This window comes from Actinoplanes sp. NPDC051411, from assembly GCF_040682075.1.
In the GTDB taxonomy this organism is placed as follows: Bacteria; Actinomycetota; Actinomycetes; order Mycobacteriales; family Micromonosporaceae; genus Actinoplanes.
In genome coordinates this window covers 104,198-129,418 of sequence record NZ_JBFBAD010000007.1, presented here as the reverse complement: position 1 = coordinate 129,418, position 25,221 = coordinate 104,198, and the positions used below count along the sequence as shown (strand labels likewise).

General features: G+C 67.7%; 20 protein-coding genes. 8 read left to right on the top strand and 12 right to left on the bottom strand.

Annotation, left to right across the window (positions count from 1 at the left end; all coding sequences use genetic code 11):
• Positions 1 to 144 precede the first annotated feature (144 nt).
• Positions 145 to 1,611, top strand: coding sequence for an aldehyde dehydrogenase family protein (locus tag AB0M88_RS06050; RefSeq protein ID WP_364096163.1), 1,467 nt, complete (start codon positions 145 to 147; stop codon positions 1,609 to 1,611).
• A gap of 576 nt (positions 1,612 to 2,187) precedes the next feature.
• On the opposite strand, the gene AB0M88_RS06045 is transcribed toward AB0M88_RS06050, so the two are convergent.
• The 7 genes from AB0M88_RS06045 to AB0M88_RS06015 all read right to left on the bottom strand — a co-directional run bounded on the left by AB0M88_RS06045 (position 2,188) and on the right by AB0M88_RS06015 (position 10,633).
• A complete protein-coding gene (locus AB0M88_RS06045; RefSeq protein WP_364096077.1) occupies positions 2,188 to 3,717 on the bottom strand; it encodes a hypothetical protein in 1,530 nt (509 codons plus the stop codon).
• Positions 3,718 to 4,254: 537 nt separating this feature from the next.
• Positions 4,255 to 4,848: a class I SAM-dependent methyltransferase gene (locus AB0M88_RS06040; protein WP_364096074.1), complete on the bottom strand. Its 594-nt coding sequence runs from the start codon at positions 4,846 to 4,848 to the stop codon at positions 4,255 to 4,257.
• A 237-nt stretch (positions 4,849 to 5,085) separates the two neighbouring features.
• Positions 5,086 to 6,045: a formate/nitrite transporter family protein gene (locus tag AB0M88_RS06035; protein WP_364096070.1), complete on the bottom strand. Its 960-nt coding sequence runs from the start codon at positions 6,043 to 6,045 to the stop codon at positions 5,086 to 5,088.
• Between the two features lie 36 nt (positions 6,046 to 6,081).
• Complete coding sequence (locus tag AB0M88_RS06030; RefSeq protein WP_364096067.1) at positions 6,082 to 6,720, bottom strand: response regulator transcription factor; 639 nt, start codon at positions 6,718 to 6,720, stop codon at positions 6,082 to 6,084.
• Positions 6,717 to 8,678 carry a GAF domain-containing sensor histidine kinase gene (locus AB0M88_RS06025; protein ID WP_364096064.1) on the bottom strand — a complete coding sequence of 654 codons (1,962 nt, stop codon included), beginning with the start codon at positions 8,676 to 8,678 and terminating at the stop codon, positions 6,717 to 6,719. The genes AB0M88_RS06030 and AB0M88_RS06025 overlap by 4 nt, the downstream gene beginning before the upstream one ends.
• Before the next feature lie 18 nt (positions 8,679 to 8,696).
• Positions 8,697 to 9,356 carry a hypothetical protein gene (locus tag AB0M88_RS06020; RefSeq protein ID WP_364096061.1) on the bottom strand — a complete coding sequence of 220 codons (660 nt, stop codon included), beginning with the start codon at positions 9,354 to 9,356 and terminating at the stop codon, positions 8,697 to 8,699.
• A gap of 413 nt (positions 9,357 to 9,769) precedes the next feature.
• On the bottom strand, positions 9,770 to 10,633 hold the full coding sequence (locus AB0M88_RS06015; protein WP_364096058.1) for a DUF1996 domain-containing protein: 864 nt from the start codon (positions 10,631 to 10,633) through the stop codon (positions 9,770 to 9,772).
• Between the two features lie 267 nt (positions 10,634 to 10,900).
• On the opposite strand from AB0M88_RS06015, the gene AB0M88_RS06010 reads away from it, so the two are divergent.
• Positions 10,901 to 13,069 (top strand): discoidin domain-containing protein, encoded by a 2,169-nt coding sequence (locus AB0M88_RS06010; RefSeq protein ID WP_364096055.1) that lies wholly within the window; start codon positions 10,901 to 10,903, stop codon positions 13,067 to 13,069.
• Between the two features lie 509 nt (positions 13,070 to 13,578).
• Positions 13,579 to 13,815, top strand: coding sequence for a zinc ribbon domain-containing protein (locus AB0M88_RS06005; protein WP_364096053.1), 237 nt, complete (start codon positions 13,579 to 13,581; stop codon positions 13,813 to 13,815).
• Positions 13,816 to 14,172: 357 nt separating this feature from the next.
• Here AB0M88_RS06005 and AB0M88_RS06000 read toward each other — a convergent pair whose 3' ends face one another.
• Positions 14,173 to 14,367: a hypothetical protein gene (locus tag AB0M88_RS06000; RefSeq protein ID WP_364096050.1), complete on the bottom strand. Its 195-nt coding sequence runs from the start codon at positions 14,365 to 14,367 to the stop codon at positions 14,173 to 14,175.
• A gap of 380 nt (positions 14,368 to 14,747) precedes the next feature.
• Here AB0M88_RS06000 and AB0M88_RS05995 point away from each other — a divergent pair, with 380 nt between their 5' ends.
• Positions 14,748 to 15,053 (top strand): hypothetical protein, encoded by a 306-nt coding sequence (locus AB0M88_RS05995; protein ID WP_364096047.1) that lies wholly within the window; start codon positions 14,748 to 14,750, stop codon positions 15,051 to 15,053.
• Positions 15,054 to 15,893: 840 nt separating this feature from the next.
• Positions 15,894 to 16,424 carry a hypothetical protein gene (locus AB0M88_RS05990; protein ID WP_364096044.1) on the top strand — a complete coding sequence of 177 codons (531 nt, stop codon included), beginning with the start codon at positions 15,894 to 15,896 and terminating at the stop codon, positions 16,422 to 16,424.
• 21 nt (positions 16,425 to 16,445) lie between these two features.
• Here AB0M88_RS05990 and AB0M88_RS05985 read toward each other — a convergent pair whose 3' ends face one another.
• Positions 16,446 to 16,763, bottom strand: a complete 318-nt coding sequence (locus tag AB0M88_RS05985) for a hypothetical protein (protein WP_364096169.1) — start codon at positions 16,761 to 16,763, stop codon at positions 16,446 to 16,448.
• Between AB0M88_RS05985 and AB0M88_RS05980 the strand changes: the two genes are divergently transcribed.
• A complete protein-coding gene (locus AB0M88_RS05980; RefSeq protein ID WP_364096041.1) occupies positions 16,705 to 18,414 on the top strand; it encodes an alkaline phosphatase family protein in 1,710 nt (569 codons plus the stop codon). The genes AB0M88_RS05985 and AB0M88_RS05980 overlap by 59 nt on opposite strands.
• 76 nt (positions 18,415 to 18,490) lie before the next feature.
• Here AB0M88_RS05980 and AB0M88_RS05975 read toward each other — a convergent pair whose 3' ends face one another.
• From AB0M88_RS05975 to AB0M88_RS05965, 3 genes are all read right to left on the bottom strand, one after another.
• Complete coding sequence (locus tag AB0M88_RS05975) at positions 18,491 to 19,279, bottom strand: SDR family oxidoreductase (protein ID WP_364096038.1); 789 nt, start codon at positions 19,277 to 19,279, stop codon at positions 18,491 to 18,493.
• Between the two features lie 94 nt (positions 19,280 to 19,373).
• Positions 19,374 to 20,165, bottom strand: coding sequence for an alpha/beta hydrolase (locus AB0M88_RS05970; RefSeq protein WP_364096036.1), 792 nt, complete (start codon positions 20,163 to 20,165; stop codon positions 19,374 to 19,376).
• Between the two features lie 117 nt (positions 20,166 to 20,282).
• Complete coding sequence (locus tag AB0M88_RS05965; protein WP_364096033.1) at positions 20,283 to 23,024, bottom strand: AAA family ATPase; 2,742 nt, start codon at positions 23,022 to 23,024, stop codon at positions 20,283 to 20,285.
• A 223-nt stretch (positions 23,025 to 23,247) separates the two neighbouring features.
• Between AB0M88_RS05965 and AB0M88_RS05960 the strand changes: the two genes are divergently transcribed.
• The gene (locus AB0M88_RS05960) at positions 23,248 to 24,678 is read left to right on the top strand and encodes a GGDEF domain-containing protein (RefSeq protein ID WP_364096030.1); all 1,431 of its coding nucleotides are present in this window, start codon (positions 23,248 to 23,250) and stop codon (positions 24,676 to 24,678) included.
• Positions 24,679 to 24,904: 226 nt separating this feature from the next.
• A complete protein-coding gene (locus AB0M88_RS05955) occupies positions 24,905 to 25,177 on the top strand; it encodes a hypothetical protein (protein WP_364096028.1) in 273 nt (90 codons plus the stop codon).
• Positions 25,178 to 25,221: the final 44 nt, after the last annotated feature.

Genomic DNA, 25,221 nt, shown 5'->3' with positions numbered 1-25,221 from the left:
GCCGGAGCCGCGTTTCGGCGGGGAGCGGATTGTGCAAGAAGTAGCGCCAATTGTGCTAGTTGGCCACGGACTCGAGAGTTTGGATGGGTAGAGCGCGCCTTGGCTGCGCCATGTCGTACTTCCAACCGATCCGAAGAAGGCACAATGCTCACTCATCCCATCGACACAACCCGCCCTCCGGTCCATCTCCGCATCGGCGCCACCGCTCGGCCGACCGGCTCCGGTGGTACCTACGACCACATCGACCCGACCAGCGGAAGGATCGACGCGACCATCCCGATGGCCGGCCGGACCGAGGTGGACGAGGCAGTCGCCGCCGCGGACGAAGCTTTCCACGAATGGAGAAATACCCGCCCCGCGCAGCGCGCCCGGCTGTTGTTGCGGCTCGCTGATCTGATCGAGGAGCACCATGACGAGCTCATTCGTCGCGCGGTGCTGGACAACGGCACCCCGGTTCGCACCGCCGAGCTGTCGTTCCAGCTGGTGCCCGAGTGGATCCGCTACTACGCCGGCTTCGCCGACAAGATCGAAGGCCGTGTCGCCACGGCGTTCGGGCCCGATGGCGAGTTCGGATACACGCTGGCCCAGCCGTACGGCGTCATCGGAGCCATCACCACCTGGAACGCGCCATTGGCGTCGATCGCGATGAAGGTCCCGGCGGCGCTGGCGGCCGGCAATACCGTCATCATCAAGCCGTCCGAATTCACGCCCTTCGCGCCCGAACTCTTCGGCGAGCTCGCCGACATCGCGGGCTTTCCCAGCGGCGTCATCAACGTCGTGCCCGGCTCCGTCGAGGCGTCGTCGCGGCTGGTCGAGCACCCCAAAGTCCAGAAGATCACGTTCACGGGCGGCCCGGCCACGGCGCGCGCAATCCTGCGCACCTGCGCCGAGCACATCAAGCCCGTGGTCATGGAGCTCGGCGGCAAATCGGCGAACCTCATCTTCGCCGACGCCGACCTCGAAAGCGCGATCAAGTACGGCACCCTACGGGTCCTTGGCTTGCAGGCCGGGCAGGGCTGCGGGTTCCCCACCCGCATGCTCGTGCAACGCTCGGTGTACGACGAGGTCCTCAGCGGCGTCGTCAAGACCGCGGAGGCGATCAAGGTCGGCGATCCCTGGGACCCCACGACCGACATCGGGCCGGTCATCAACGCCGCCGCAATCGACCGCATCCTCGGCATGATCGAGCGCGCCAAGCGCGACGGGGCCAAGCTCGTCACCGGCGGCGGACGAGTCGACGTCGACGGCCTTGGGGGCGGCTACTTCCTGCAGCCGACGGTTCTCGCCGACGTCGATCCGCACTCCGAGCTCGCGCAGACCGAGGTATTCGGGCCGGTGCTCGCGGTCATGCCGTTCCACGACGAGAAGGAGGCTATCGAGATCGCTAACTCCACGCAGTACGGCCTCACCTCGTACGTGCAGACCAACGACCTGCGCCGCGCGCACCGCGTCGCCGAGCAGCTCGTCGCCGGCGGCACGATGATCGGGGGTGCCCCCAACGTCCACCCGCAGCGCCCGTTCGGCGGCCTCGGCATCAGCGGGTTCGGCAAGGAAGGCGGCCCCGAGGGCATCGCCGAGTTCCTGCGGGTGAAGGCGGTCGCCATCGTCTGACCCACACCACGGCGAACACAAGCAGTTCATGGCCGGCCAGCAGGTACGGCCGGCTTTCGGCCAGCAGGCCGATTCTGCCCGGCCTGCACTTTCACGACCTGCGCCATACTCACCGCACCTGGCTCGACGAAGACAACGCCCCGGAAGCGGCTCAAGCCCACCACCTCGGCCACGCCACCCCCGGTATCCGCGGCAGCTACGCCCACACCACACCCGTCATGACCGCCCGCCTACTCGACCACCTGCAACAGCGATGGCTCGACAACGGCGGCCACTGGTAACCAAATGAGCCGTCCGCCCGCGCCCGCAACCCGGTCGGCAACAGAGCCGATGCCGTCACGCAAGAGTCGTCGGATACACATGGCAACGTGCGGTGACCCTGAAGCATCCGGATTTGCCGAATTGAGTGCGCCATCAAACCCACCTCTCGGTAAGGCGCGATCTACAGGAGAGCATTTTTATGCAGACTTCGTCACCCGCAATTCGCAATGGCTGACATTGCCGAAAATGGCAGTTCGTGACTTAACAAATTTAATGAATCGTTCGGCTGCAACCACCGCCGAGGGCGAGAGATTGCTAACCGACTTCAGCGACTTTATAAAGCCACCTCCGCCACTCCCCGCGATCGTCCGGCCGTTCCCGTTGCAAAGCATCGTGCATCGATACATGACAAGGTAAAAGCGTGGCGCTACCCTTGGAGCCTGCTTCTTCGGCGGCACTCAACACTGCCGCACCTTGTGGATTGAGATGAATGATTAGCATGTCACACTCGTCCGCAACGTTCACGCGTGACGCCTGCAGCCGATAGCGTTGATCTATGTATCGAGAAAGTTCATCAATGTTTCTCATACTTTGCACTACGATTATTAGTTGATGGAGCGGGATAATTCCTAATCCCGGTCTAACGGCTTCCGCCGCAGCAAGAGTGTCGGCGTTCCACACGGCAGTAGCGTATGAATGTAGAGGTATGCCTAGGGCAATTATGTTGGACCTGCAGTAAATGCCGACTGGTTTGCCGTTCGACGTTAGCGCGTTTCCTTCATCGATCGCCTTGACGCGCGTATCTAACTGCTCTGCCGCCTTTTTCATATCCTCCTCGAAGGCATTGACGACACTGTAACTGTGTGTTGCGACGTAGTATGCTTTACATTCACCAAGCACCAGCCGGTCACTCTGGGAAGAGAAGGCTAAGTCGACTTCTCGAGGGTTCTTTGATCCAGGCACGGGAACTCTCAGCGGCTGCTTCAGCTCGACCAGGTCCTGGGGACCGACCGCTTGGATGCAGCGGGATGCAACACGCTCGAATAAGTCTCCACGAGTCTTACTGTCCGCAACGCACCGCTTTACTAGCTCGAAGTAGGATTGCTCCAAGGCGCAGTTCGATTCTCTGAAGGCAAGCGGTCGGCAACCAGTGTCGAATTGAACATAGGGAAACCTCTCGGGGATTGTGCTCACGGCGAGATCGACGAAGGATCTATTCCTCAACGAACCTGCAGCGCAAGCGACTTTCCGAACAAACTTGTCGGCTCCGGATCCGAGTTTCTGAGTCGGTAGAGCAAAATCCTGCTGCCGTGCGGCTAAATCCGCGAAGACGTCGTTTACCACCGCTGACGTAAACCATGCCAGCTCATGGTACTTAATCGGATCCGATTCGATTTCGTCCGCGGCTCCCTGCAAAATTAGTTTAGACACCCAGCGGAACTGAATAGTTGTCGGAAATACTCGGCGAATATCCTCGAAATGCGCGTTAAGAAGGACATGGCTAGAAATTTCTTCCTGCTTCCTAGGGAGAGTAGCCGCGCAAAAGCGCCCAGCCATCCAGCGGCCGACCGAATCGAAGTATCTGATGAGGTCCCGCTTGCTATTCTGCGTTCCTGACGCTGAAGCGCCAGCAATCCAAATAAATCGATTCGCGCCGGTAATGCGTAGGGCGCCGGTGCGCGGATTGGCGCCCAGCGCTTGAGTCACGCGCTTGACGTCGAGGATTGCATCTGGGGATAGAGTTCGCAGGCATGCTTGAACTTCCGAAGCCGAGGCATCGGCGAACGCCATAAGCTGCTGTCGAAGAGCCTCGATCGCTGCGGAGTCTTCCGGACGATCGAGCATGCGGCGGAGCGGTGTTCGCAGAGCGCTTGGAAGCGCGACGCTGACGGCTGGCGAGTCACCCATGCTTACAGCTTGCCACCGGGACAGATTTCGCGAATCGAAATTACCACGATAGTGGCCGGGTGACACCAGATCTTGCGACGGGCTGCCACGGGCTGGGAAACGCGATGGGGAGGGCGTCGTCGCAAGCGCTTGGAACGGAGAGGCACGGATACTGCCGAACTTTTGGAGCCTGTCCAGGACGCGTTCATCTGCCTCGAATATCGCTCCGTATGCCGAGGTAATCCGGGTGCGCGGCGTGCATCGTTGCGGTGATAGTTCGACGGCCCGGTGGCAGAACCGGGTTATCGCAGCGCGGGCGAGTTGGCAGCCGGGTACGCACGGCGACTTGGAAGCGCGTTGGGGCCACTGGCGTGCCATGCCCCACCAGGGGTTCAAATCCCCTTCGGCCCGCAACGCACTGTCATGCCGCGATTCGCGGGCGGGGCACGCCGCAGTGCCGTTTTGACGACTCCCACCGCTGTGGACGCGCCCTGGTCAGCGACGACTTACGAGAAGGTAACGCTCGTCGGTGATCGCCTTGCCCCACAGCGCAGGATCATCGAGCAAACGTAGTTCCAGTTCCTTCCGGTGGCGGCGGACCAGCGCGCTGCAGGTAGCCGCCGGGATACCCGCACCCGTCATCCAGCGTCCCTCGATGAGTACCAGCCGGCCGGCCGGGCGTAGTAGACCGATCCAGCTTGCAAGTGCGGCGGACGGGTCGGGCATGGCCCACAGCACGTGCCGGGTGAGGACCACGTCGAAGCCGCCGTCGACCACTGGTGGGCGAACCGCGTCGCCCAGATGCCAGGTGACCGAGACCGCACGCTGCCGTGCCTTGCGGCGGCCTTCCTCGAGCATCCGGGGTGAAATGTCCACCGCGTGGACGTGATGGCCGGCCTCGGCCAGCAATATCGACAGACTGCCCGTTCCGCAGCCCAGATCCACCACCGATATCCCCGGCTCGGGCAGGACCTCAGTCAGCAGGCTCGCCCACGCCTGCCGGACCAGCGGGTTTCGCAAGCCGTGATCCGGTTCGTCGTCGAATGTCGTCGCGTGCCGATCCCATAACTCCGCCGTTTCAGCGTTCACGGCAGCCACCATGCCACGAGCCGGCAAAACGGCGATGACGCAGGCGACCGCTCGGACACCTCAAAACACGTTCCGTCGGAAGTCCGAGCCATCCGGACATGCCGCTGTACGCACATCGGCCGTATTACTGGTCGTGGCTTCCGGCATGTCGAACGTGAGCGCATGTAGTAGCCGATGGCGGCGACAGCCATCGCCGGGGCGCCGCCAACGATGTGGCCGGTGGCCCGGCACGAACCGTCAATCGGTGCGGCGACGTTCCTGGGCGATGCGGTGCGGCACCCGCGCCAGCCGGAGAAACGCCACGAGGCCTACGCCGCCCACCATGTTGCCGAGAATGGAGAACACCAGAGCGCCGAGCCAGTCCAGGAAGCCGAACGGCGCTCCGGCGATCAGCGCGGCGAACATGAGGATCGAATCCAGTACGCAGTGGAACAGCTGCCCGCCGGCCAGCAGCGCCCCGAACAGCAACGCCGGTACCAGCTGCACTCCAAGGCTCTCGGTCGAGTGCTGCATCCGGGTCATCAGCGTGATCACCATGCCCGCGAGCACGGCGAGACAGAACGAGCGCAGGTTGATGCCGAGATGGGCGTAGTGCGTGCCGGCCTCGATCGCGGTGGAGTGCAGCGCCGGCAACGCCTCTATGATCAGCCAGGAGATCACCCAGCCGCCGGCGAGGTTGGCCAGCAGCGTGACCGTCCAGAGCCGGGCCAGCCCGCCGATCGAACCGTGCCGTGCCGCGACGGCGGCAACCGGCACCAGGAAGTTTTCCGTGAACAGCTCGCTGCGGGCCAGCAGCAGCGCGACGAAGCCGATGCTGAAGGCGATGCCGGCCAGCACCGTCGACCCCGTGGCCTGGTGCACGATCAAGTACGCGAGGACGCCGGTGCCGACGTCGATACCGCCCAGCAGCCCGGTCACCGCAAGAGTCGACAGCGGACGGGCCAGGCGGGCCGAGCCTTCCTCGACGAGCCGGTCGAAGGCTTCCTCGAGTTCCGGTTCAGGCTCGACGGGCGGTTGGCCGAAGCCAGGTGCCTGTCGTCCGCCGTGCTTGCTGAACAACGCCATCCGGGCTGGCTTCCCCACCGTGAGCCGCTCTACACCTACTGCATTGCCTGGCCGGGGCGGCGCCCAACAATGATCTCCAAGATGAGGTGTGATCATCTGGTCGAGAACCGCGCATGGCGACCCGTCGTGCACAGTGCGACGGGCTTTGGGGCAAGACCTCCGCCGACGCTACCCGAGACCCGCGTCACGAGCGCGGATGATGGCGGCTGGACGGTCGGCGACCTGGAGTTTCGTGAAGATGGCGGAGACGTTGTTGCGAACCGTCTTCTCGCTCAGCGCGAGCCGCCGCGCGATCTCGGCGTTGCCGCAACCCGCCGCGATCAGATGCAGAACGTCGTGTTCACGGGGCGACAGACTGGGAAACGCGGGCGCCGGGGTTCGCGGGCCGGCGCGGAAGAACGCCATCACCCGGGTCGCCATCGCCGCGCCGACGATCAGCTCGCCGCGGTGCACCGCGACGATCGCGCGGACGATCTCGTCCGGTCCGGCGCCCTTCAGCAGGTAGCCGCGGGCGCCGGCGCGCATGGCCGCGAACACCGACGTGTCGTCCTCGAGCATGGTCAGCACCAGCACGCCGACCTCTGGACGGGCGGCGAGGATCTGGCGGGTGGCGTCGATGCCGCTGACGCCGGGCATGCGGATGTCCATCAGCACCACGTCCGGTTCGGCTGTCCGGCACACCTCGACCGCCTCGGCGCCCCCGGCTGCCTCTCCGGCGTACTTCAGGAGGTCACTGTCCTCGACCAGAGTGCGCAGCCCGGAGCGGAAGACCGGGTGGTCGTCGGCCACGACGACGCGGATGGTCATCGCGGTTCCAGCGGCAGTACGGCCCGGACCCGCGTACCCGACCGCTCCCCCGGCTCGATGGCGCAAGTGCCGCCGAGCTCGGTGGCGCGCTCGCGCATTGACGCGATGCCCACCCCAGCCCGGAATCCGGCGGGCAGGCCGACGCCGTCGTCCACCACCTCCAGTTCCAGCGCGCCGTTCACGCTGAGCGTCACCGAGGCGATCTGTGCGCGGGCGTGTCGCACGACGTTGGTCATGGCCTCCATCGCGATGCGGTACGCGGCCACCTCCACCGCCGCGGGCCACGCCGGCTCGACCGCCGGGCCGGTGACGGTGATCCCGCCGAGGGTGCGGGCCTGTTCGTCGAGCGCGCCGACCAGTCCGAGCTCGTCCAGTGCGGGCGGCCGGAGGTCGTAGACCAGGCGGCGGACCTCGGCGATCGCGGTCCGGGTCTGCTCGGTGAGCTGGTCCAGCTGGGCGGCGACATCGGCGTCGGCGGTACGGCCGTGGATGCGTTGCAGGCCCAGCACCACGCCGGCCAGGGTAGGGCCCAGGCCGTCGTGCAGGTCCCGGCGGATCCGGCGGCGTTCCTCGGCGGTGGCGGTGACCAGGCGCTCGCGGGACCGGCGCAGGTCGCGGCTCAGCGTCACGGCATGCCCGGCGGCGGCGATCTGCTGGGCGACGTCGGTCAGCACCCGGCGTTCCCCGGCGCCGAAGGGCCGCCCGGGCTCGCGCCGGGCGGCGGTCAGCGTGCCGATCCGCTCGCCCGCGAAGACCAACGGGAACTGCTCGGCATCGGCAAAAACGACCGGGCCGGTGGTGACGGCCTCGGCGCCGATCTCGATCCGCACGCCGGGCAGGCGCAGCGCCGACCGGACCGAGTCGGCCACCCCCGGCAGCACGTCGTCGGCGGCCGCGGCCCCGCGCAGACGCGCGCCGAGATAGGCGAGAGCGCCCGACGGGTCGTCGGAGTACCCGTACACGATGCGGTTCGCGAGCCGGCGCAGCCAGCCGTGCAACGGGATCGCGACGAGGACCGCAGCCACCAGCGCGACCGTCCGCCCGGCGGCCGCCGACACGATCAGCCCGACCACCGCCGCAGCGAGGAGGTACACCGCGACGACGAGCACGCTCAGCGCCGCGTAGACCAGCGCCCGGTGCAGTACCTGCCGTCCGTCGAACATGCCGTACCGGCGGACCGCCACCCAGGCGGTGGCCGCGATCGCCAGGAGCCCGGCAATCTCGGCCGCGAGAGCCTTGTCGCTGTCGGCCCACACCGAGACGACCAGCATGCAAGACCACCACGACAACGCGGCGAGGACCGCGGCGGGCAGAATCAGGCGCAACGCCGCCCGGTCCGGCCCGCCACGCGGTGCCCGGCGGAAGCGTACGAAGACGGCCACCGCTGACACGGTCGCCAGCGGCGCGACCAGTCCGATGGTCAGCCCGAGCGCGTCGGCAAAAGCGCCGTACGCGCCCGGCAGCGCCGTCGGGTTCGCCCGGTCGGGGAAGTCGAGCAGGGCCGGGGCGAACCACGCGTACAGCAATTGGGCGATGTTCACCGCCCACCCCAGCCACAATGCCGGCGCCCACCGGCGCGACGGCAGCCGCCCGTCGGGGAAGAGCAGCAGGCCCACGGTGGGCAGGACGGTCAGTGCCGGCGTCCAGGGCCAGGCGTCCAGCCAGCCGGCCCAGGGCGAGAAGGCGGTGTGCGCAATCGCGTACGCGGTCAGCCCGAGCGGCAGCGACACCCCCGCTGCCAGCAGCATCCAGCCGACCTGGTTGCGCGGCTGGGCCCGGACGGCGGCCGAGCCGACCAACGGAATCGGAAGAACGGCGACGGCGATCAGGACCAGGCCGGCGCCGATCCAGTCCAGCCGGTACCGCAGGACCGCCACCACGACCGCCAGCGTGAGCAGCGCAGCTGCGATCACGGCGGCTCGTGCGGCCGCCGCCACCATCCGTCCGGTGTTCATCATGTCTGATACTGCTCTGGATCAGCGGCGGGCGGACTCGGGTGACCGCACGATCCCGGGTAGCCCGGATGCGGCCGGTGCGAGGGCCCTCAGGGCGGCGACGCACGCGACCACCAGCAGGGCGTCGCCGAGTCCGCCGACGGCCTTGAGGCCGGCCGCCGTGCCGCCCATCTCCAGCAGCGGCCACGCGATCAGCGACACCGCGGCCCAGCGCGGCAGGGTCTGGTTGCGCCAGGCCGCGATGCCCAGCAGGAGGAATCCGACCACGTGCCCGGCCAGGTAGAACACGGCGATGCCGGAGATGACCCCCGAGTTGAAGTACGCCTCGGCCACCGCCGCTCCGCCGGGATGCTGGGCCGCGGCCCAGACGACAACGTCGCCGGCCAGCAGGTAGCCGCCGCCGAGGACCGTTGCCACGGTGAGCAGCGTGCCGACCCCGGCCAGCCGGGAGGTGCCGTAGCCGGCGGCCAGGCCGAGGAAAATGACGGCCGGGACGATCAGCAGGATGGGCAGGTCGAGGACGAGGGCGGCGCGCATGAGCGCCGGATGGGCGGCGGCCGCGGTGACCGAGGTGGCGGCCGGATCGCCGGGGTTGATCGGACTGATCAGGTACTGGGCCAGTTGGCCGACGGAGGCTCCGAGCAGGCTGACGGCTGAGATCCAAAATGGCGTTGTCTTCATGCCGGTCAGCCTCGTCGCGGAGCCTGTCCCGGAACTAGGGTCCGGCGTCCCGGACAGCCGGGCACGGGGAGTTGAACTGTTCCGAGATCAGGTCAGTAAGCAACTGCGCGATCTGGCGCGCGAGAGGCCCGCGGTATATCCGGCCGGTGAGTCTGCGCCGCGCACGCCGGCATCCTGATTTGCCGAATACCGTGCACATGATCTTGTAGCGATGCCGGCGCCACGTTGCCGACGACGTGCAGGCCGCGTGGGCAGCTCGGCCGGCGGTCGCGTACGCGGAGGCGTTGCGCGAGCGCCGGTCGAGGCGGCGGCGGATCTGTGGAGCATTACCCCCGACCGTTACGGTGGCAGCGCAAGTAGCCGGAGGCGGCCGCCGCCGGCTCCAACTACTTGCGGTGTATTGGGCCGTGGGATCAGGGATTCTTCGGGTCTTCGCCGAATCCGTTGCACTGGCGTCCGCCGTTGATGCAATAGGACACCAGATATGCCTGCCGGGCCGGATCCCAGCCGTTCATGAAGTCGTAGTGGAATGAATAGCTGGCGCCGGAGGAGTAGGCCAGGCCGGCGGTGCTGCCATTGTCGAGCGGGTAGGGCAGCTTTATCTCGAGCATCGGCAACGGCACCGGATGGTCGGCCGGGCAGACGCCGCTGACCGGGAACGCCATGTGCGACTTGTGGTCGGTCGTGTCCAGGTGCACCCCGTCCCAGCAGCTCGGCGCGGTCAACCGCACCACCAGCGAGGAACCGCTCGGGCAGGACGCCGGGATGTCGTTGCCCTTGAATCCGGGGCACTGCCAGTTGCCCAGGAAGTGCGCGGCGTCGGGCGTGTGCACGTCGCCGACCAGCAGCTTGAAGCCGGCCGGGAACGGCTTGACCGTGCGGTAGTCCTTGACACCGGACTTGTAGTAGACGGTGGGGGCGTCGGGGATGACCGGCACGCCGCTCCGCAGAAGCGTCGGGAACCAGTAGCCGGACGCGTCCAGCGTGTCCTCGCACGAGGTGGCGCCGCCGACGAGCGACGCCGGGGTGGAGTTGGCGTTCGTCGTCGGATTGCCGATGAAGGTGTGGTTGTGGGAGGCACCGGCCAGTCCGGGGAAGACGATCGGGTCGTCGCTCAGGCGGTGGTTGACCTCACAGTTGGCGTGCATCTCGTGGTATTGGGCGCGAGGCGGATCGTCGGCCGCCCGGGCCGTGCCTATTCCGCCCAGCACGACGATTAAGGACACCGCGGCAACGGTGGCGAATCGGAATCTGGGCAGGCTTGGTCTGATGCTCATGAGGGATCTCCTTGCCGGATTGATATTGAGCACCGCCGATGATGGGAACGGACGCTAACAGCCCGCCGAGAATGGCAGCAATCATTTGCCAAAGTTTGCCAACACGTTAATAGATCATTTCATTCAAGTCTGGCAAAAACTTGGCAAACGATTGCCGGGCTCGCCGCGCTGCGCTTACCTTCCGGGCATCGCCAGTGGCGCACGTTCCCGCCCCGGCGGTGCCCCGGCCGGCCACCGGTGGCACCCCACCGACCCATCGGAGATCCCATGAAAGGCACAGCTAGGGTCCTCGCGGTCCTGACGGTGCTGGCCGCATCGGCCCTCACCCCGCTGCTCGCGCCCCCCGGCGCCGAGGCGGCCGACTGCGGCACCACCAACGTGGCCCTCAACCATCCGGCGACCACGTCGTCCGTCGAGGCCAGCCGGCTCTCGGCCGGCAACGCGGTCGACGGCGACGCGACCACCCGCTGGTCCAGTGGCTTCAGCGACCCGCAATGGCTGCAGATCGACCTCGGCAGCACCACCGCCGTCTGCGAGGTGGACCTGACCTGGCAGACGTCGTACGCCAAGGCCTTCCAGATCCAGGTGTCACCCAGCGGCACCGGCGACTGGACGACGATCTACTCGACCACCACCGGCAGCGGCGGCACCCAGAGCATCCCGGTCACCGGCTCCGGCCGGTTCATCCGCATGTACGGGAGCACCCGCGCCACGACGTACGGCTACTCCCTCTACGAATTCGCCGTGCACAGCGGTTCCGGCGGCACCACCACGCCCCCGCCGGCGGGCGGCGGCGGTGACCTCGGCCCCAACGTGATCGTCTTCGACCCGTCGATGTCGTCGTCGAGCATCCAGTCCCGGCTCGACCAGGTCTTCGCCACCCAGGAGAAGAACCAGTTCGGCACCCAGCGGTACGCGCTGCTGTTCAAGCCCGGCTCCTACCAGGGCCTCAACGCCCAACTCGGCTTCTATACCTCGGTCGCCGGACTCGGCCAGAACCCCGACGACGTGGCCCTGCACGGCGACATCACCGTCGACGCCGGCTGGAACTCCGGGAACGCCACCCTCAACTTCTGGCGTTCGGCCGAGAACATGGAGCTCTACCCGGTCTCCGGCACCGACCGGTGGGCGGTCGCCCAGGCGGCCCCGTTCCGCCGGATGGACGTGCACGGCGGGATGACGCTCGCCTCGCCCAACTGCGGGTGGGCGAGCGGCGGCTACATCGCCGACAGCCGGATCAGCGGTACGGTCAGCCCCTGCTCGCAGCAGCAGTGGTACACCCGTGACAGCCAGGTCGGCGGCTGGAACGGCGGGGTGTGGAACATGGTCTTCTCCGGCGTGAACGGCGCGCCGGCAAACAGCTTCCCCAAGCCGCCTTACACCGTGGTTCCCCGCACCCCGGTGACCCGGGAGAAGCCCTACCTCTACACCGACTCGGCCGGCGCCTACCGGGTCTTCGTGCCGTCGCTGCGCACCAACAGCACCGGCACCACCTGGGCCGGTGGCAACACCCCGGGCACGTCCCTGCCGCTCAGCCAGTTCTACGTCGCGCACCCCGGTGACTCCGCGGCGACCATCAACGCGGCACTGGCCGGCGGCCTGAACCTGCTGTTCACCCCCGGCGTCTACCACGTCAGCCAGACGATCAACGTGACCCGTGCCGACACCGTGGTGCTCGGCTTGGGCTACGCGACCCTGACCGCCGACAACGGCGCGACCGCGATGAGCGTCGCCGACGTCGACGGGGTCAAGATCGCCGGGCTGCTGTTCGACGCGGGCGCCACCCGATCGGCGGCCCTGCTGCAGATCGGACCAGCCGGCGCGAGCGCGAGCCACGCCGCCGACCCGACCTCGTTGCAGGACGTCTTCCTGCGCGTCGGCGGTGCCGGGCCGGCCGCGGTCACCAACGCGCTCGTGGTGAACAGCAACAACACGATCATCGACCACATCTGGTCGTGGCGGGCCGACCACGGCAGCGGGGCCGGCTGGACCAGCAATCCGGCCGACACCGGCCTGCTCGTCAACGGGGCGAACGTCATGGCGTACGGCCTGTTCGTCGAGCACTTCCAGAAGTACAACGTGGTCTGGAACGGCAACGGCGGCAAGACCATCTTCTTCCAGAACGAGCTGCCGTACGACCCGCCCAGCGCGGCCGCCTGGTCGCACGACGGCATCACCGGTTATGCGGCGTACAAGGTCGGCAATGGCGTGACCAGTCACGAGGCCTGGGGCCTGGGCAGCTACTGCGTCTTCACGGCCGATCCCTCGATCGCGGCCTACCACTCCTTCGAGGCGCCGGTGAACTCGAACGTCAAGTTCCACGACGTGCTGACCGTCTCCCTCGGCAAGGGTTCAATCACCCACGTCATCAACGACACGGGCGACCCGGCCCTGCCGTCGGCGGTCACCCCCCACAACGTGATCAGCTATCCCTGACGTACGGCCGGCCCGGCGGGGTCATCCCCGCCGGGCTTCGCCCTCCGGACCGTAGCTCGATGACGTGGCCGGAGAGCTTGTCACCCTCGATGGCCGCCGCCCACTGCCGGCCACAGCCCGGTTCACCGACGCGCCGACGTGCGCGGTCACCATCGGCCCGGCCGGTCCCGGCAGGGGAGACCTCGTCGTGCACGTCGCCGATGCCCGCATGCTGCTCTACTCTCACGACCTCATCGCAAGCCCGAAAGGCTCCGCCGCAGCGGTCCAAGGCGCGCGAACCGATCTGCAGCCGACAGCACCGAACAGTCCAACGCGAGCGGCCGAAGTCGGGATGACTCAGGTCCTTCCCGGTTGCCGAACCTGATCGCGGCTGGCCGCAGGATGCGGATCGGGGCCGCCGACATGTCGCTGTGCGGTTGAGTTGCTTGACGTGGGGAATCCCGTGGACATGCCAAGTGGGGACATACTCCAGCGACGTGATCCGTGCCGCTTCGCGACGGGAGCCTGACGTGATTTTTCTGCTGTTCGGCTTCCGGACTCGTGACAAGGTTGCCTCTCGCCGGTGGATGGTGTGCGAGGCGTGCGGCGTCCATGCCCCTCAAACTGTGGTCAAGCGGTCGACGAAGTTCACGCTGTTCTTCATTCCGCTCTTCCCCGTCAAGCCGGGCACCTACTACATGCAATGCGACAACTGCGGCACCCTCCGGCGGGTCGATCGCCGAGCGGTCACCTCCCTCGCGGCGTGAGGCGGATCGGCGGCGCTTCCGGAGATGCCAGCGGCAGTCGCTGTTCCAGCGGCCGGTCCTAGCGGATGAAGTAGGCCGGCGATGTCCAGGACAGCGACGGTGCGTGCGCGTCCGCCTCGCTCATCGCGGACTCTCTGTCGTACAGGGTCTCGGCCCGCTCCGCCGTCGGCAGTACACCCGCAGAAACCATCTGCTGCCGTACTGCGTTCCTGGCCTGCAGGAGTGAACCAGTGAGTACTCCTGTCAAGGTGCCGCACACGCCGATAAGCCAGGTCAATCGCGCCTTCGGTAGGCCATTCTGCTATCCCGGGAGCAAGGCCGCGCCGTGCGCGACCCGGGAATGGCTACACTTTGCACTCATCTGCGCGCTCCGCGCGCTATTGGGCGTAGGTCGATCACGCTTTGTGCGAGCGCCAGACCTGGGTGGCCGAGGACGGAACCTTCGAGCGCGGCCACTCTAGCCGTCTCCGCCTCCAGGCCAGGTACACGCAGATCCAGATGCAGCCGGTTCTTGACGACCTCGCTCCGCTGCCTGTTGTAGCAGCAGCTCAACGTCGAACCTCCAGTGTCCGCGCATGCCCGGTTCAACTCCGGATCGCGCTGCGGGCAAGGGTGTGCCTTGGCCGGCGAGCCTTCGCCCTCCGGAGCAGTCAGTGTCGCTGCGTATGGCCAGGATCAACAACGAGGTGAAAGAGCCGACCGCGTAGGCGCCAAGGGCACGGCGGCTCCCAGGCGCCCACATGGCCGGCGTCCAGCCGCCTAGCACCGACCGACCGCGCCCCTTAGCTCCGGTGCCACACGTCGGCACCTGGACGAGCAAGAAAAACTCCAACTGAACGTTTGATGGGAAGTGGCTGTGGTAATCCGCCCCGCGAAACGGTAGCGGCCCCCCATACGGGGGCAAACATGTTCATACAGCCCGAGGAGCAACAGTGACCACCTCTGACACCGGCCTTGGCCGAACCAGTCGCGAAGTCCGCGTCCGACGAGGCGGCGAGGAGACGAAGCCCTCGTTCAAGACCACTGAACTGATCGTTTACGTCCTGGCCGTCATCGGCGTGCTGATCGCCTCCGCAGTGACCGGTGACGCAGGCACGGACAACGGCGGCGACATTTTCGCCGCGGACAAGGCGTGGTGGTTCATCACGCTCCTGACCATCGGCTACATGGTGAGCCGGGGACTGGCCAAGTCCGGCGTCCGGACCCACGACACGGACCCGCGAACCGACAGCCACTGAGGTCGTCAGTTCCGCCCCAGCCCTCGTCGATCCGGCCGCCCGGCCGTCGAAGGATCGACGAGGGCTCGCGGCCTTCGTCCTGAACAAAACAATGCGACGAGGCGGGAAGTGACTGGGCAGCGAACCTCGAAATCAGGCTCGCCCCCACCTCCACAGATTGATGTGCCCCGGCCGGCACCATGCCTACCCGCACACCGGAGGCGGAGGCAGCCGGACCGCACCCGGGCGGCGATCGAGTTACATCCCGCCATCGAGAATGCCCGCACCGCAACGGCACGGCGCAACCCGTGATAGAGCCCGGCCGACGTTGAGACCGCGCTACCGTACGACCTCGCACCAAGGGGCCCATAGACCGCCATGGCAGCTCCCTTGTGGCCCGGAGCGACGCCGCCACAACGGACCTGATCCAGTCTCATCGCAAACTGATCCGGCCGATACTGGATCTCCGCATGTCGGCGAGCGAGGTGGCGTCTGACCGCGCACACGAGCCAGTACGCCGCCTCTATCGAGATCCGGAGGTGCGGCGGCCAGCTGATGGCTGAACCGAAGCCAACACCAGATCGACTACTGAGTCACTTCCAGCGACATCCTTGACGGAAGTCCTGTGCTTCTTCTGGAATCCTTAAATCGACTTGGATGCTCGGCCGGTCGATCTCGGGTGCTGCCCGACGTAGGTGCCCCGGCGATCCCTGCCAGGGCCGGCCAAGACCCAGACCAGATGAGGAACGCCGAGGAACGCGATCACACGAGTCCTGAGGGGTGCGGAGGTCCGCCGGCCAGTCTGCCGGTGGGCGCATCGGCGGTGGCTTGCAGCCGCCGGGCGAGAGTGCCGCACAGGCGGTGGAACCGGATCCGCGCCGTCAGCAGGCCCACCGCCTTTCCCGTGATGGCGGCCGCGGCAAGCAGCGGGATGATCGCCAAGCCGCGCAACGCGATCCATACGAGGTCGTGACCCGGCGCGGCCAGCGCGAGAAGCATCACCGCGAAGACCGCCGCGCAGACGACCGTCGCGGCTCCTTCCGCACAGCCGCACGCCGTCAGCCGCGCGTTCATCCGATCCTGCAGGCGGCGGGCCTCACCGGTGTCGAGCCGAGCGACATGAAGAGTGACGCCGGAGATCCGACGACGGCCGACGAGCGGCACAGCAAGGCGGGCGCGTTGTACGTCGGGCAGAGCCTCGACAATCATCAGAACGACCTCCTCTCATTTTCTTATCGTTCGCGTTATCCCGGTGACATCGGCCGAACAGGTCGGTTCCGCGCCGGCGAAGTCGCATGGCGGACAGCCGGCGTCCGGACGTACATGAAACGCTTACGCTCCGGCAATGTCCACCTGTACGAAATGGATCACCAGGGTGGTGATCTCGTGTAAAAACTGGTCGTCGCGCACGGACTACATCTGCACATCCTGGGCCGACGAGGGCTCCTCCGCCTGCTCCCGATGGGCCGATGAGGGCTCGAACCAATGCACGTCCTGGGACGAGTGCCACTGGTACACGCCGTGGAACTGCATTGCGGGTTTCTTCTGCCGCGCGTGGTACTGGGTCGCGAAATGGATCTGCAAAGCCTGGTGCTGGATCGCGAAATGGGTCTGCAAAGCATTCGCCTGGTTCGTCACCGCGATATGTGTCGTCTTCTCGTGGTTCGTCAGCATGGCCTGTATCGCCTGGGACGTGGTGCGCTGCGCGATACTGAGCGTGCTGCGGTTCATCCGCCAGGGTCGTGGACGTGACGAACCCTCCCGGCCACCGATCGACCATGTGTTCGTTCTGATGCTCGAGAACCGATCGTTCGACCATATGTTCGGCTTCAGCGGCTTGCGCGGCGTCGGTATCGACGGCGAGCCGACCTCGGTCATCGGCGCGGTCCCGGCCCGGGATACGAACGTCGACCCGGTCACCGGCGCGGTGGTGCCGGTGAGCACGCCGGCTGACTTCGCGCTCAAGAACATCGACACGGATCCGGACCACGAGTTCGCCGGCACCCTGGTGGCTTTGGCCGGCGAAGGCGCCGCCTACGGCCCCACGCCGGGTGGGTATCCGGCGATCACGAACTCCGGATTCGTCGCCAACTACCGGGACGGCGGGTCGGCCACTCCGGAGCGGATCATGCATTGCTACACGCCGGACCAGTTGCCTGTGTTGCACCGGCTGGCCGAGGAGTTCGCGATCTGCGACCGGTGGTTCTCGTCGATGCCCGGACCGACCTGGCCGAACAGGTTCTTCCTGCTGGCGTCCTCGTCCGGCGGCCTGGACGACAGCCCGACCCCGCTCGAGGTGGTGGACGCTACGACGGTGGACGGCTACCGCTTCGCCAACGGATCGCTCTTCGGCCTCCTGGACGAGTACTGCATCCCGTGGAAGATCTTCGAGGGCGATGAGTTCCCGGTCAGCTTCGCCATGAACGGCATGAACCTCAACGCACTGCAGGGCCGGTTCACCGATTTCGATGAGTTCCGGTCAGAGGTGAACGGCGACGGTTTCGCGTCCCGGTTCGTGTTCATCGAGCCGAAGTATGGGGCGCACGACTTCGACGTGACCGGACCGGGCGACTTCACGTGCGGCAACTCCATGCACCCGTTGGACGACGTCACACGCGGGGAACGGCTCGTGAAGTCGGTCTACGAGTCGATCCGCAGTTCGCCTCTCTGGGAGCGGAGCATGCTGCTGGTCCTCTTCGATGAGCACGGCGGCTTCTACGATCACGTGGCTCCGCCACCCGCGGTGCCGCCCGGCGACACCATCACCCAGTCGTACGTCAAGAACGGTTTCCTTTTCGACCAGCTCGGTGTACGGGTTCCCGCACTGGTGATTTCCCCGTACGTACGCCGCGGCACGATCGACCATACCGACTACGACCACACGTCGATGCCGGCCACCGTCGAGCGGTTGTTCGGCATGACCTCGCTGACCGAACGGGACAAGGCGGCGAATGACGTTCTGCACCTGCTCTCTCTCGGCACTCCGCGGCAGGACACGCCGCATCAACTGCCGGAGCCCGCGGTCAATCCTGATCCGCTGAGCTGCGACGACGAGTCCGAGGACGCGTTGATCGTGCGCCGCTCCGAGCTTCGAACGGCGCAGCGCGACCGGGTTTTCCGCGAGCGGAGGACCGACACGATGCCGATGACACCGTCCCAGATCGGGTTTGCCCACATCGCACTGATCCGCGTACTTCAGACCGCGGAGTATCCCGAACGGCAGAAGTGGATCGAGCAGTACGCCGCGATGACCAACGCCGTCGACGCGGCTCTGCTGATGACCGAGGCGACGCTCAAGCTGCGCCACGGCATCGACTTCAAGCGATTCGAGCGGCTTGACAACCCCGACGGTCCCCTGCAGCGACGGCTCCGACCACGCTGAGAGGAAGATCGAACCACGCCCGGACGTCCCCTTTGGACGGCTGCCGGTGGTCCGGCCACGTGCAGCCTTTTCGTGGTCATAGCGTGGTGGTCAGGCCGCCGTCGATGGTGAAGTCGGCGCCGGTGACGTTGGCGGTGAGCCTGCTGGCCAGCAGGAGGGCCAGGTCGGCGACTTCTTCGGGCATCGTGAACCGGCCGGTGACGGAGCCGGCCGCGGCGTCGGCGGCGACGCCCTGCGGGGAACCGCCGTTCGCCCGGCTGACCGCGGCGGCGACGCCGTTCTCGCCGAGCCACAGAGCGGTGCTGACCGGTCCGGGGCTGATGGTGTTGACCCGTACGCCGGCCGGGCCGACCTCTTTGGACAGTGCCTTGGAGAAGTTGGCCAGGGCTGCCTTGGCGGCACCGTAGTCGATGACGAGTGGGTCGGGCAGCGACGCGTTGACCGAGTTGACCGTGACGATCGATCCGCCGTCGCGCAACAGGTACGGCAGTGCGGCGCGGGTGACCCGGACCGCGGCGAGGAAGTTGATGGTCAGCGTTTCCAGCCAGTCGCTGTCCGAGACCGTCAGGAACCCGCCGGTGCGCGGGTGCACGGCGCCGACGTTGTTCACGAGGATGTCGAGCCGGCCACCGAGCAGGGCGGTCGCCGCGTCCACGGCCGAGCCCGGGCCGTCCGCGGTGCTCAGGTCGGCGGCGACGGGATGGACCCGGCCGGTCTCGGCGAGGGCGGCCAGTTCCGGTGTCGTGGTGCGGGCCGCGGCGACCACACGCACACCCTCGTCGGCGAAAGCCTGCACGATCGCGAGTCCGATACCGCGGCTGGCGCCGGTGACCAGGGCGGTCAGGCCGGTCAGATGAAGTTCCATGACTCGCCTACCGGAGGAAGTCCGCGGTCGTGACCCGCGGTGGCCGAGGGAATCGCGAGCGCGAGGACGACTGCGGGCAGTGCGGCGGGCTTCTTCACAGGCCCTGTTCCTTCAGCCAGCTCAGTGCGGTCTCGGCGACCTCGCGCCAGCCCGCGTCGATGGTCAGCGAGTGCGCCTTGTCCGGGAAGTCGACGATGTCGGTGACCGCGTGGGAGTGGCGGTACTGCTTGAGGGTCGCGCGCACCACTGTCTCGGGAACGGTGTGGTCCTTGCCGCCCGCCATCAGCAGCAGCGGGCCGCGGGACTCGTTGGCGGTGTCGACCTTGGCGGGCGAGTGCGGGTTGAAGTTGGCCGCGGCCGCCTCGAACAGCGGTTTGCCCGGCGCCGGGATCGACCACCGGTCGTACAGGTCGCGGGACTCCTGCTCGGTGAGGGCGTTGCCGAAGGCGTACCGGAATTGATCAGGGGTGAGGGAAACGGCCTTGCCCTTGTTCGCGGGGTTGCCCAGCACCGGGAAGCCGGACCGCAGCGCCGACAGAGGGAGCGGCAGTACGCCCTTGATCTGGGCGGCGTCAATGGCGACGGCGGCCACACCGAGGTCGAGGCCGAGCAGCTTCTGGGCGATCATCCCGCCGAAGGAGTGCCCGATCAGGATCGGCTTGGTAGCCAGGCCGTCGATGATGCGCGCGTAGTGGTCGACGACGTCGTCGATGCCGTGACCGGCGACCGCGTCCGGGTTGGCCCGGGTCTCCTCGACGGTCGCGGCGTCGCCCGGCCAGCCCGGTGCGACCGGCTCGTAACCCGCGTCGCGGAAGAGTTGAACCCAGTCGTCCCAGGAAGATGCGTGCAGCCAGAGTCCATGGATGAATAGCACAGGCGTTGCCACGGTGGTCTCCATTCGTCGCCGTTGCGTGGACGGTAGGCCGATGGAGATCACGAAGGCTTCGGTCGCGGGCATGCGTCATGCGCCGCGGGCCGGCGGTAGCCGGGGCCACCGCTAGCGTCAGGTGACTGAAGACAGCACCGAGGCCAGCTCGTTGCGTGAGGTGATGCCGAGTTTCGGGAACACGCGATAGAGATGCGAGCTGACCGTCCGATGGGACAGGAACAGGCGCTGGCCGATCTCACGGTTCGACAGGCCCTGGGCGGCGAGCTCGGCGATCTGGGCCTCCTGCGGCGACAGCCGCTCGCGCGGGCTTGAGCTCGGCTGCCAGCCGCGTTCGCCGGTCGCGCGCAGTTCGTGGTCGGCTCGCTGGGCCCAGGCGCGCGCGCCGACGGTGTCGAAGGCCGCCCGCGCTGCCCGCAGCGGCTCGCGGGATTCGATGACGCGTCGTTGCCGCCGCAACCACGAGCCGTACGCGAGTTCGACGCGCGCCCGGTGCCACGGCAGCCGGCGGCTCGCACCGTCGACCGCGGCCTGGAACAGCGACTCCGCGGAATCGTCGTCGGCCAGGACCGCGCGGGCGTATTCCAGGGGCAGGATCGAACCGGTCGCGGGGGAAGCGGCCGCGACCTGCTCGATGGTGCTCAACCGGGATCTCGCCTCGGCGTGCCGGCCGGTGCGCACCGCGGCGTCGGCCAGATAGCCGAACGTCCAAGTCTGCTGCACCCGGTGGAAAGCGGGATCATTCGGTTCGGACATACGGAGGAGCTCGCCGTACGCCTGGTCGTGGCGGCCGGCGCCCAGCTCGGCGAGACCGCGGGCCAGATGCACGGCATTGAGCAGCGACGACGAGGCGTTCGGTGTACGCAGCGCCACCCCCTCGGCCTCCGTCACCAGTCCGTCGCCGGCTTCCTGATCGCCGGTCACCGCTCCGATCACGGCCAGCGCGAGGCGCGCGGTGGCCGCCCACATGGTCTGACCCGTCTCGTCGGCGAGCCGCATCGCCTCGTCGGCCGATCTCGCCGGGTCGAGGACACCGAGGTAGATCTCGGCCCACGAACGAATCGCCAGCGCTTCGGCGAGAAGGCTCATGCGGCCCTGCGCGCGCAGCTCCTGGACGGGAGTGGAGAGGAAGGCCACCGCGTTGGGGAAGTCGCCGGTGGCGAACGCCGCGATGCCCAGCAGCCCGGCCTCGTCCGGCCGCCCGTTGGCGTCGGCGGGCCAGCGTGCGAGCTGCTCGACGACCATCGGCCCCAGCTCGGTGGACTCGGCCAGTCCACAGATGGCCAGCAACCGTGGGTCACCGGGCGGCAGACCGACCTGCTGAGCCGCCTGGACGATCTCGTGCCGCAGCGGCTTGCCGGGGTCGCGCCACCAGACCCGGCGGGCCGCGCCGAGCAGCAACTGCACCGTCAGCTCGGTGTCCCGTGCGGTCATCGCGTCGTGCGCGGAGCCGACCAGGTGACGCACCTCCGCGGCCTCGCCGGTGGAGCCGTCGTGGAAGACGCCTTCGAGCCACGCCAGCCTGGATCGGTCCCGTGGCCGCAGATCCAGCTCGGCAACCTGCGCCTTGAGTTGCTCGACCTGGCTGTGCCGGCCCAGTTGATAGGCGAGCTCGGCGGCGCTGAGCAGGCGGCCGGCCCGCGCCGATGGATCCGGGCTCAGCGCGGCCGCCCGCTCCAGCCAGGCGGTGGCGGAGGCGGTGGCTCCCCGGCGCTGGGCGTGGCCGGCGGCCTTTTCCAGCTCGGCCGCGATCTGCTCGTCCCGCCCGGAAACAGCAGCGGCCCGGTGCCACACCGCCCGATCCGGATGGGGGGCCAATACCTGCGCGAGTGCCGCATGCGCCCGCCGGCGTTCGGCCGGCGGCATCGCCTGGCGCAGGGCGGAACCGATCAGCGGGTGGCCGATGCGGTATCGGCCGCCGGCCTCGATCAGAAGACCGTTCTCGAACGCCGGCTCGGCCGCGGCCCGATCGAGCGGTGAGCCGTGCAGGCTCTGGGCGGCCGTGAGGACGTCGTCGAGGTCGTCGCCGTCGTCAATCGCGGCGACACGCAGCACCGTACGCGCGGCCTGGTCCAGACGTTCGGCCCGGGCGAGAAACGCACGCTCCAGCCGGGTTGTCATGGGCAGGTCGTCGTCGAACTCGGTCCAGGCGTGCCGGCCCGACTCCAGGGCGGCGGCGAACTCGAGTAGCGCCAGCGGGTTGCCACGGGCCTGCCCCAGCACCCGATCACGGACCGGCCCGGGCAGGCGCGGCGCTCGGCTCTCCAGCAACACGGCCGCCGCGGCTTCGTCGATGCCCCGCAGCTCCGTCCACTCGACCGTGTGGGCGTCGGCGAACGGTGAGTACCCCGGTCGCGCCGAGCACAGCACGACCACCCGCTCACTGCCGATCCGCCGGCAGACGAATGCCAGCACGTCGATGGACGGCCGGTCCCACCAGTGGACGTCGTCCACGCAGACCAGCACCGGCGACTGCCCCGTCGCATCGACCAGCAGCTCCAGGACCGCCAGGGAGGTGAAGAACGGATTGATCTCGGTGGCGACGGTCATGGCGAAGCAGGACAGCAGGGCGTCACGTTGCATGACCGGCAGTCGGCTGGCGCGCGGCAACAACGGTCGTAGCAGCTGGTGCAGGCCGGCGAACGGAAGGTGCGTCTCGGACTGGCTGCCCCGCGCGGTGAGCACGGTGAACCCCCGAGACTCCGCGTGCTCGAGCGTTGCCGCCTGGAGAGCGCTTTTACCTACTCCCGGCTCGCCGAGCAGACCGACCGCGAATCCGCGGGAACCGGCACCGGCCAGAAGTCCGAGAAGAGTTCGCAACTCCTCGTCGCGTCCGACAAGATGCCGACTGGTCGTCATGCTCACGAGTCGAGCATTCAGTGATCGACGCCCGAAGTCCACCCGGGCCCAACCGGCGCGCCGCCGACGGACTGCAGGTCAGCGCGTACCAGTCCACCTCAGGGTTCTTAGCGTCTGCTACCGATCTGCTCCCGTGCTTACACCGGTCGCGCAACCGGCGGCGGCTCCTATTACTCGTAGGAGCAATGAGCGGAGGCAACGGCTACCCATGGCAAGTCGGTTGATGCGCTTTCACGTGGCCGTCGCGGCGATCGCGGTGACCGCGTTCTTTGCGGTACCCGACGGCAGCACCCTGCAGCTCATCTGGCAGGTCGCTGTCGGCTGGTTCGCCGCCGCGATGATCGTTGCAGGAATCCGTCATCGGCGTCCCGCCATATCGGTGACGTGGTGGCTTTTCGCGCTCGGCGTCGCCGGTAATGCCGCCGGCATTCTCGTGGAGTACGTGCTGACGCACAGCGCGGTCGAGCCGGGCTTCCCCTCGTGGGCCGACGCCGCCTACCTCTCGCTCTACCCGGCCATCGCGGCCGGCCTGGTGCTGCTGATCCGGCGGCGTACCGCACACCGTGACTGGTCCAGCCTGGTCGACGCGACGACCCTGACGACCGGCATGGGCCTTCTGGCCTGGGTCTTCATGATCAAGCCGGCCGCGTCCGACCCCACCATCGGCCTTTTCGGTCACATCGTCAGCGTCGCGTACCCGGTCGGCGACCTCGTGCTGCTGGCCATGACCGTGCGCCTGATGCTCAGCGGCGGCGCCCGCAACACCTCGTTCCGCCTGGTCTGCGCCGCACTCGTCTGTTTCCTGGCCGGTGATGGCGCCTGGGCGGTGATCAACCAGATGGTGTGGGAGGCCGGCCCCTTGGCCGACAAGGCGCTGGCCGACGTCTACCTGGTGGGCTACCTGCTGTTCGGCGCCGCCGCCGTCCATCCCGAGGTCCGGACTCTGACCCGGGCGGTCGCGCCGCGTCCCGTCCGTATCGGACGGCCGCTGCTCGCCGCCCTGACCGTGGCGTCGCTGATCGGACCCGCGCTGCTGGTCATGCAGGCCCTGCGGCACCAGGTCACCGACGCGCTCGCCATCGCGCTGGGCTGCATCGCCCTGTTCCTGCTGGTCCTGACCCGCATGTCGCAACTGCTCACCCAACTCGACCTGCAGACCGAAAAGGTGCGCGAGCTGGCCGTCACCGACGAACTCACCGGCCTGCCGAACCGGCGTGCCTGGAACACCGAACTACCCCGCACCATCGAACGGATGCGGCGCACCGGCGACCCGCTCATCGTCGCGGTCATCGACCTCGACCACTTCAAAAACTTCAACGACGCGTACGGGCACCCGGCCGGCGACCGCCTCCTGAAAGAAGCGACGGCGGCGTGGCAGGACCAGCTCCGTTCAGCGGACCACCTCGCCCGCTACGGCGGCGAGGAATTCGTCCTGCTGCTGCCCGACGCCGGCCCCGCGCAAGCCCGCGAGGTCCTCGAACGCATGCGCCAGGCCACCCCGTTGGGCCAGACCTTCTCCGCCGGCATCGCCCAGTGGAACGGCGCTGAGACCTCCGACGACCTCACCGCCCGGGCCGATACCGCGCTCTACCAAGCCAAGAACGCCGGCCGCGACCAGATCGTCGAAGCAACACACCAACCCGCCCACCGGTAAGGCCCGAGCGGCCAGCCAACCGTCCTTGCCAGCGTCCGCCGGCGCCCGAGGTGCCCGATTGGATCAACGGCGAGTCAAACCTTCGGCCACCCCGGGCCACCCTCCTGGCGCCCGGGCCGCCTCGATCGGCCACATTCGGGTCTCCCGTGCATCTGCACGTGCATTTGCGATTGAAGTTGCGCGTGCGGCGAGGGAAGGTGAGTGCGTTGTCCAGGGGGTGAACAGAGTGCGGGAACGAGACGGCAGGCCGAATGCCGGCCCGGCCCGGCCGGTGCTGCATCTGGCCGAAGCGGATTACCGCTTCGGCTCCGGAACGCTGCATCTGGCCGTTACGCACGTACGGTGGTCCGCACCGCAAAATGAGGCCGGCGAACTCTGGTACGAGGTCGACGGGATAGAGATCGCCGACGACGGCCGCACCGTCGGCCCGCGTAGCACCCTGGTGCGTGGCAGTCGTTTGCGGACGTTGATGAACACCGGCCGCCACATGGGCTCCTGAGGTCGACCGGGCACGCCGCCCCGGGCCCCCGACCACGCCAGCCC

What these genes read in the sequence shown, in the direction of transcription:
- AB0M88_RS06020 (WP_364096061.1), bottom strand. Translation starts at nt 9,356, where the DNA reads ATGAAGACAACGCCATTTTGGATCTCAGCCGTCAGCCTGCTCGGAGCC.
- AB0M88_RS05965 (WP_364096033.1), bottom strand. Translation starts at nt 23,024, where the DNA reads ATGACGACCAGTCGGCATCTTGTCGGACGCGACGAGGAGTTGCGAACT.
- AB0M88_RS06050 (WP_364096163.1), top strand. Translation starts at nt 145, where the DNA reads ATGCTCACTCATCCCATCGACACAACCCGCCCTCCGGTCCATCTCCGC.
- AB0M88_RS06015 (WP_364096058.1), bottom strand. Translation starts at nt 10,633, where the DNA reads ATGAGCATCAGACCAAGCCTGCCCAGATTCCGATTCGCCACCGTTGCC.
- AB0M88_RS05960 (WP_364096030.1), top strand. Translation starts at nt 23,248, where the DNA reads ATGCGCTTTCACGTGGCCGTCGCGGCGATCGCGGTGACCGCGTTCTTT.
- AB0M88_RS06010 (WP_364096055.1), top strand. Translation starts at nt 10,901, where the DNA reads ATGAAAGGCACAGCTAGGGTCCTCGCGGTCCTGACGGTGCTGGCCGCA.
- AB0M88_RS06025 (WP_364096064.1), bottom strand. Translation starts at nt 8,678, where the DNA reads ATGATGAACACCGGACGGATGGTGGCGGCGGCCGCACGAGCCGCCGTG.
- AB0M88_RS05980 (WP_364096041.1), top strand. Translation starts at nt 16,705, where the DNA reads ATGGCCTGTATCGCCTGGGACGTGGTGCGCTGCGCGATACTGAGCGTG.
- AB0M88_RS05985 (WP_364096169.1), bottom strand. Translation starts at nt 16,763, where the DNA reads ATGAACCGCAGCACGCTCAGTATCGCGCAGCGCACCACGTCCCAGGCG.
- AB0M88_RS06045 (WP_364096077.1), bottom strand. Translation starts at nt 3,717, where the DNA reads ATGCTCGATCGTCCGGAAGACTCCGCAGCGATCGAGGCTCTTCGACAG.
- AB0M88_RS05975 (WP_364096038.1), bottom strand. Translation starts at nt 19,279, where the DNA reads ATGGAACTTCATCTGACCGGCCTGACCGCCCTGGTCACCGGCGCCAGC.
- AB0M88_RS06030 (WP_364096067.1), bottom strand. Translation starts at nt 6,720, where the DNA reads ATGACCATCCGCGTCGTCGTGGCCGACGACCACCCGGTCTTCCGCTCC.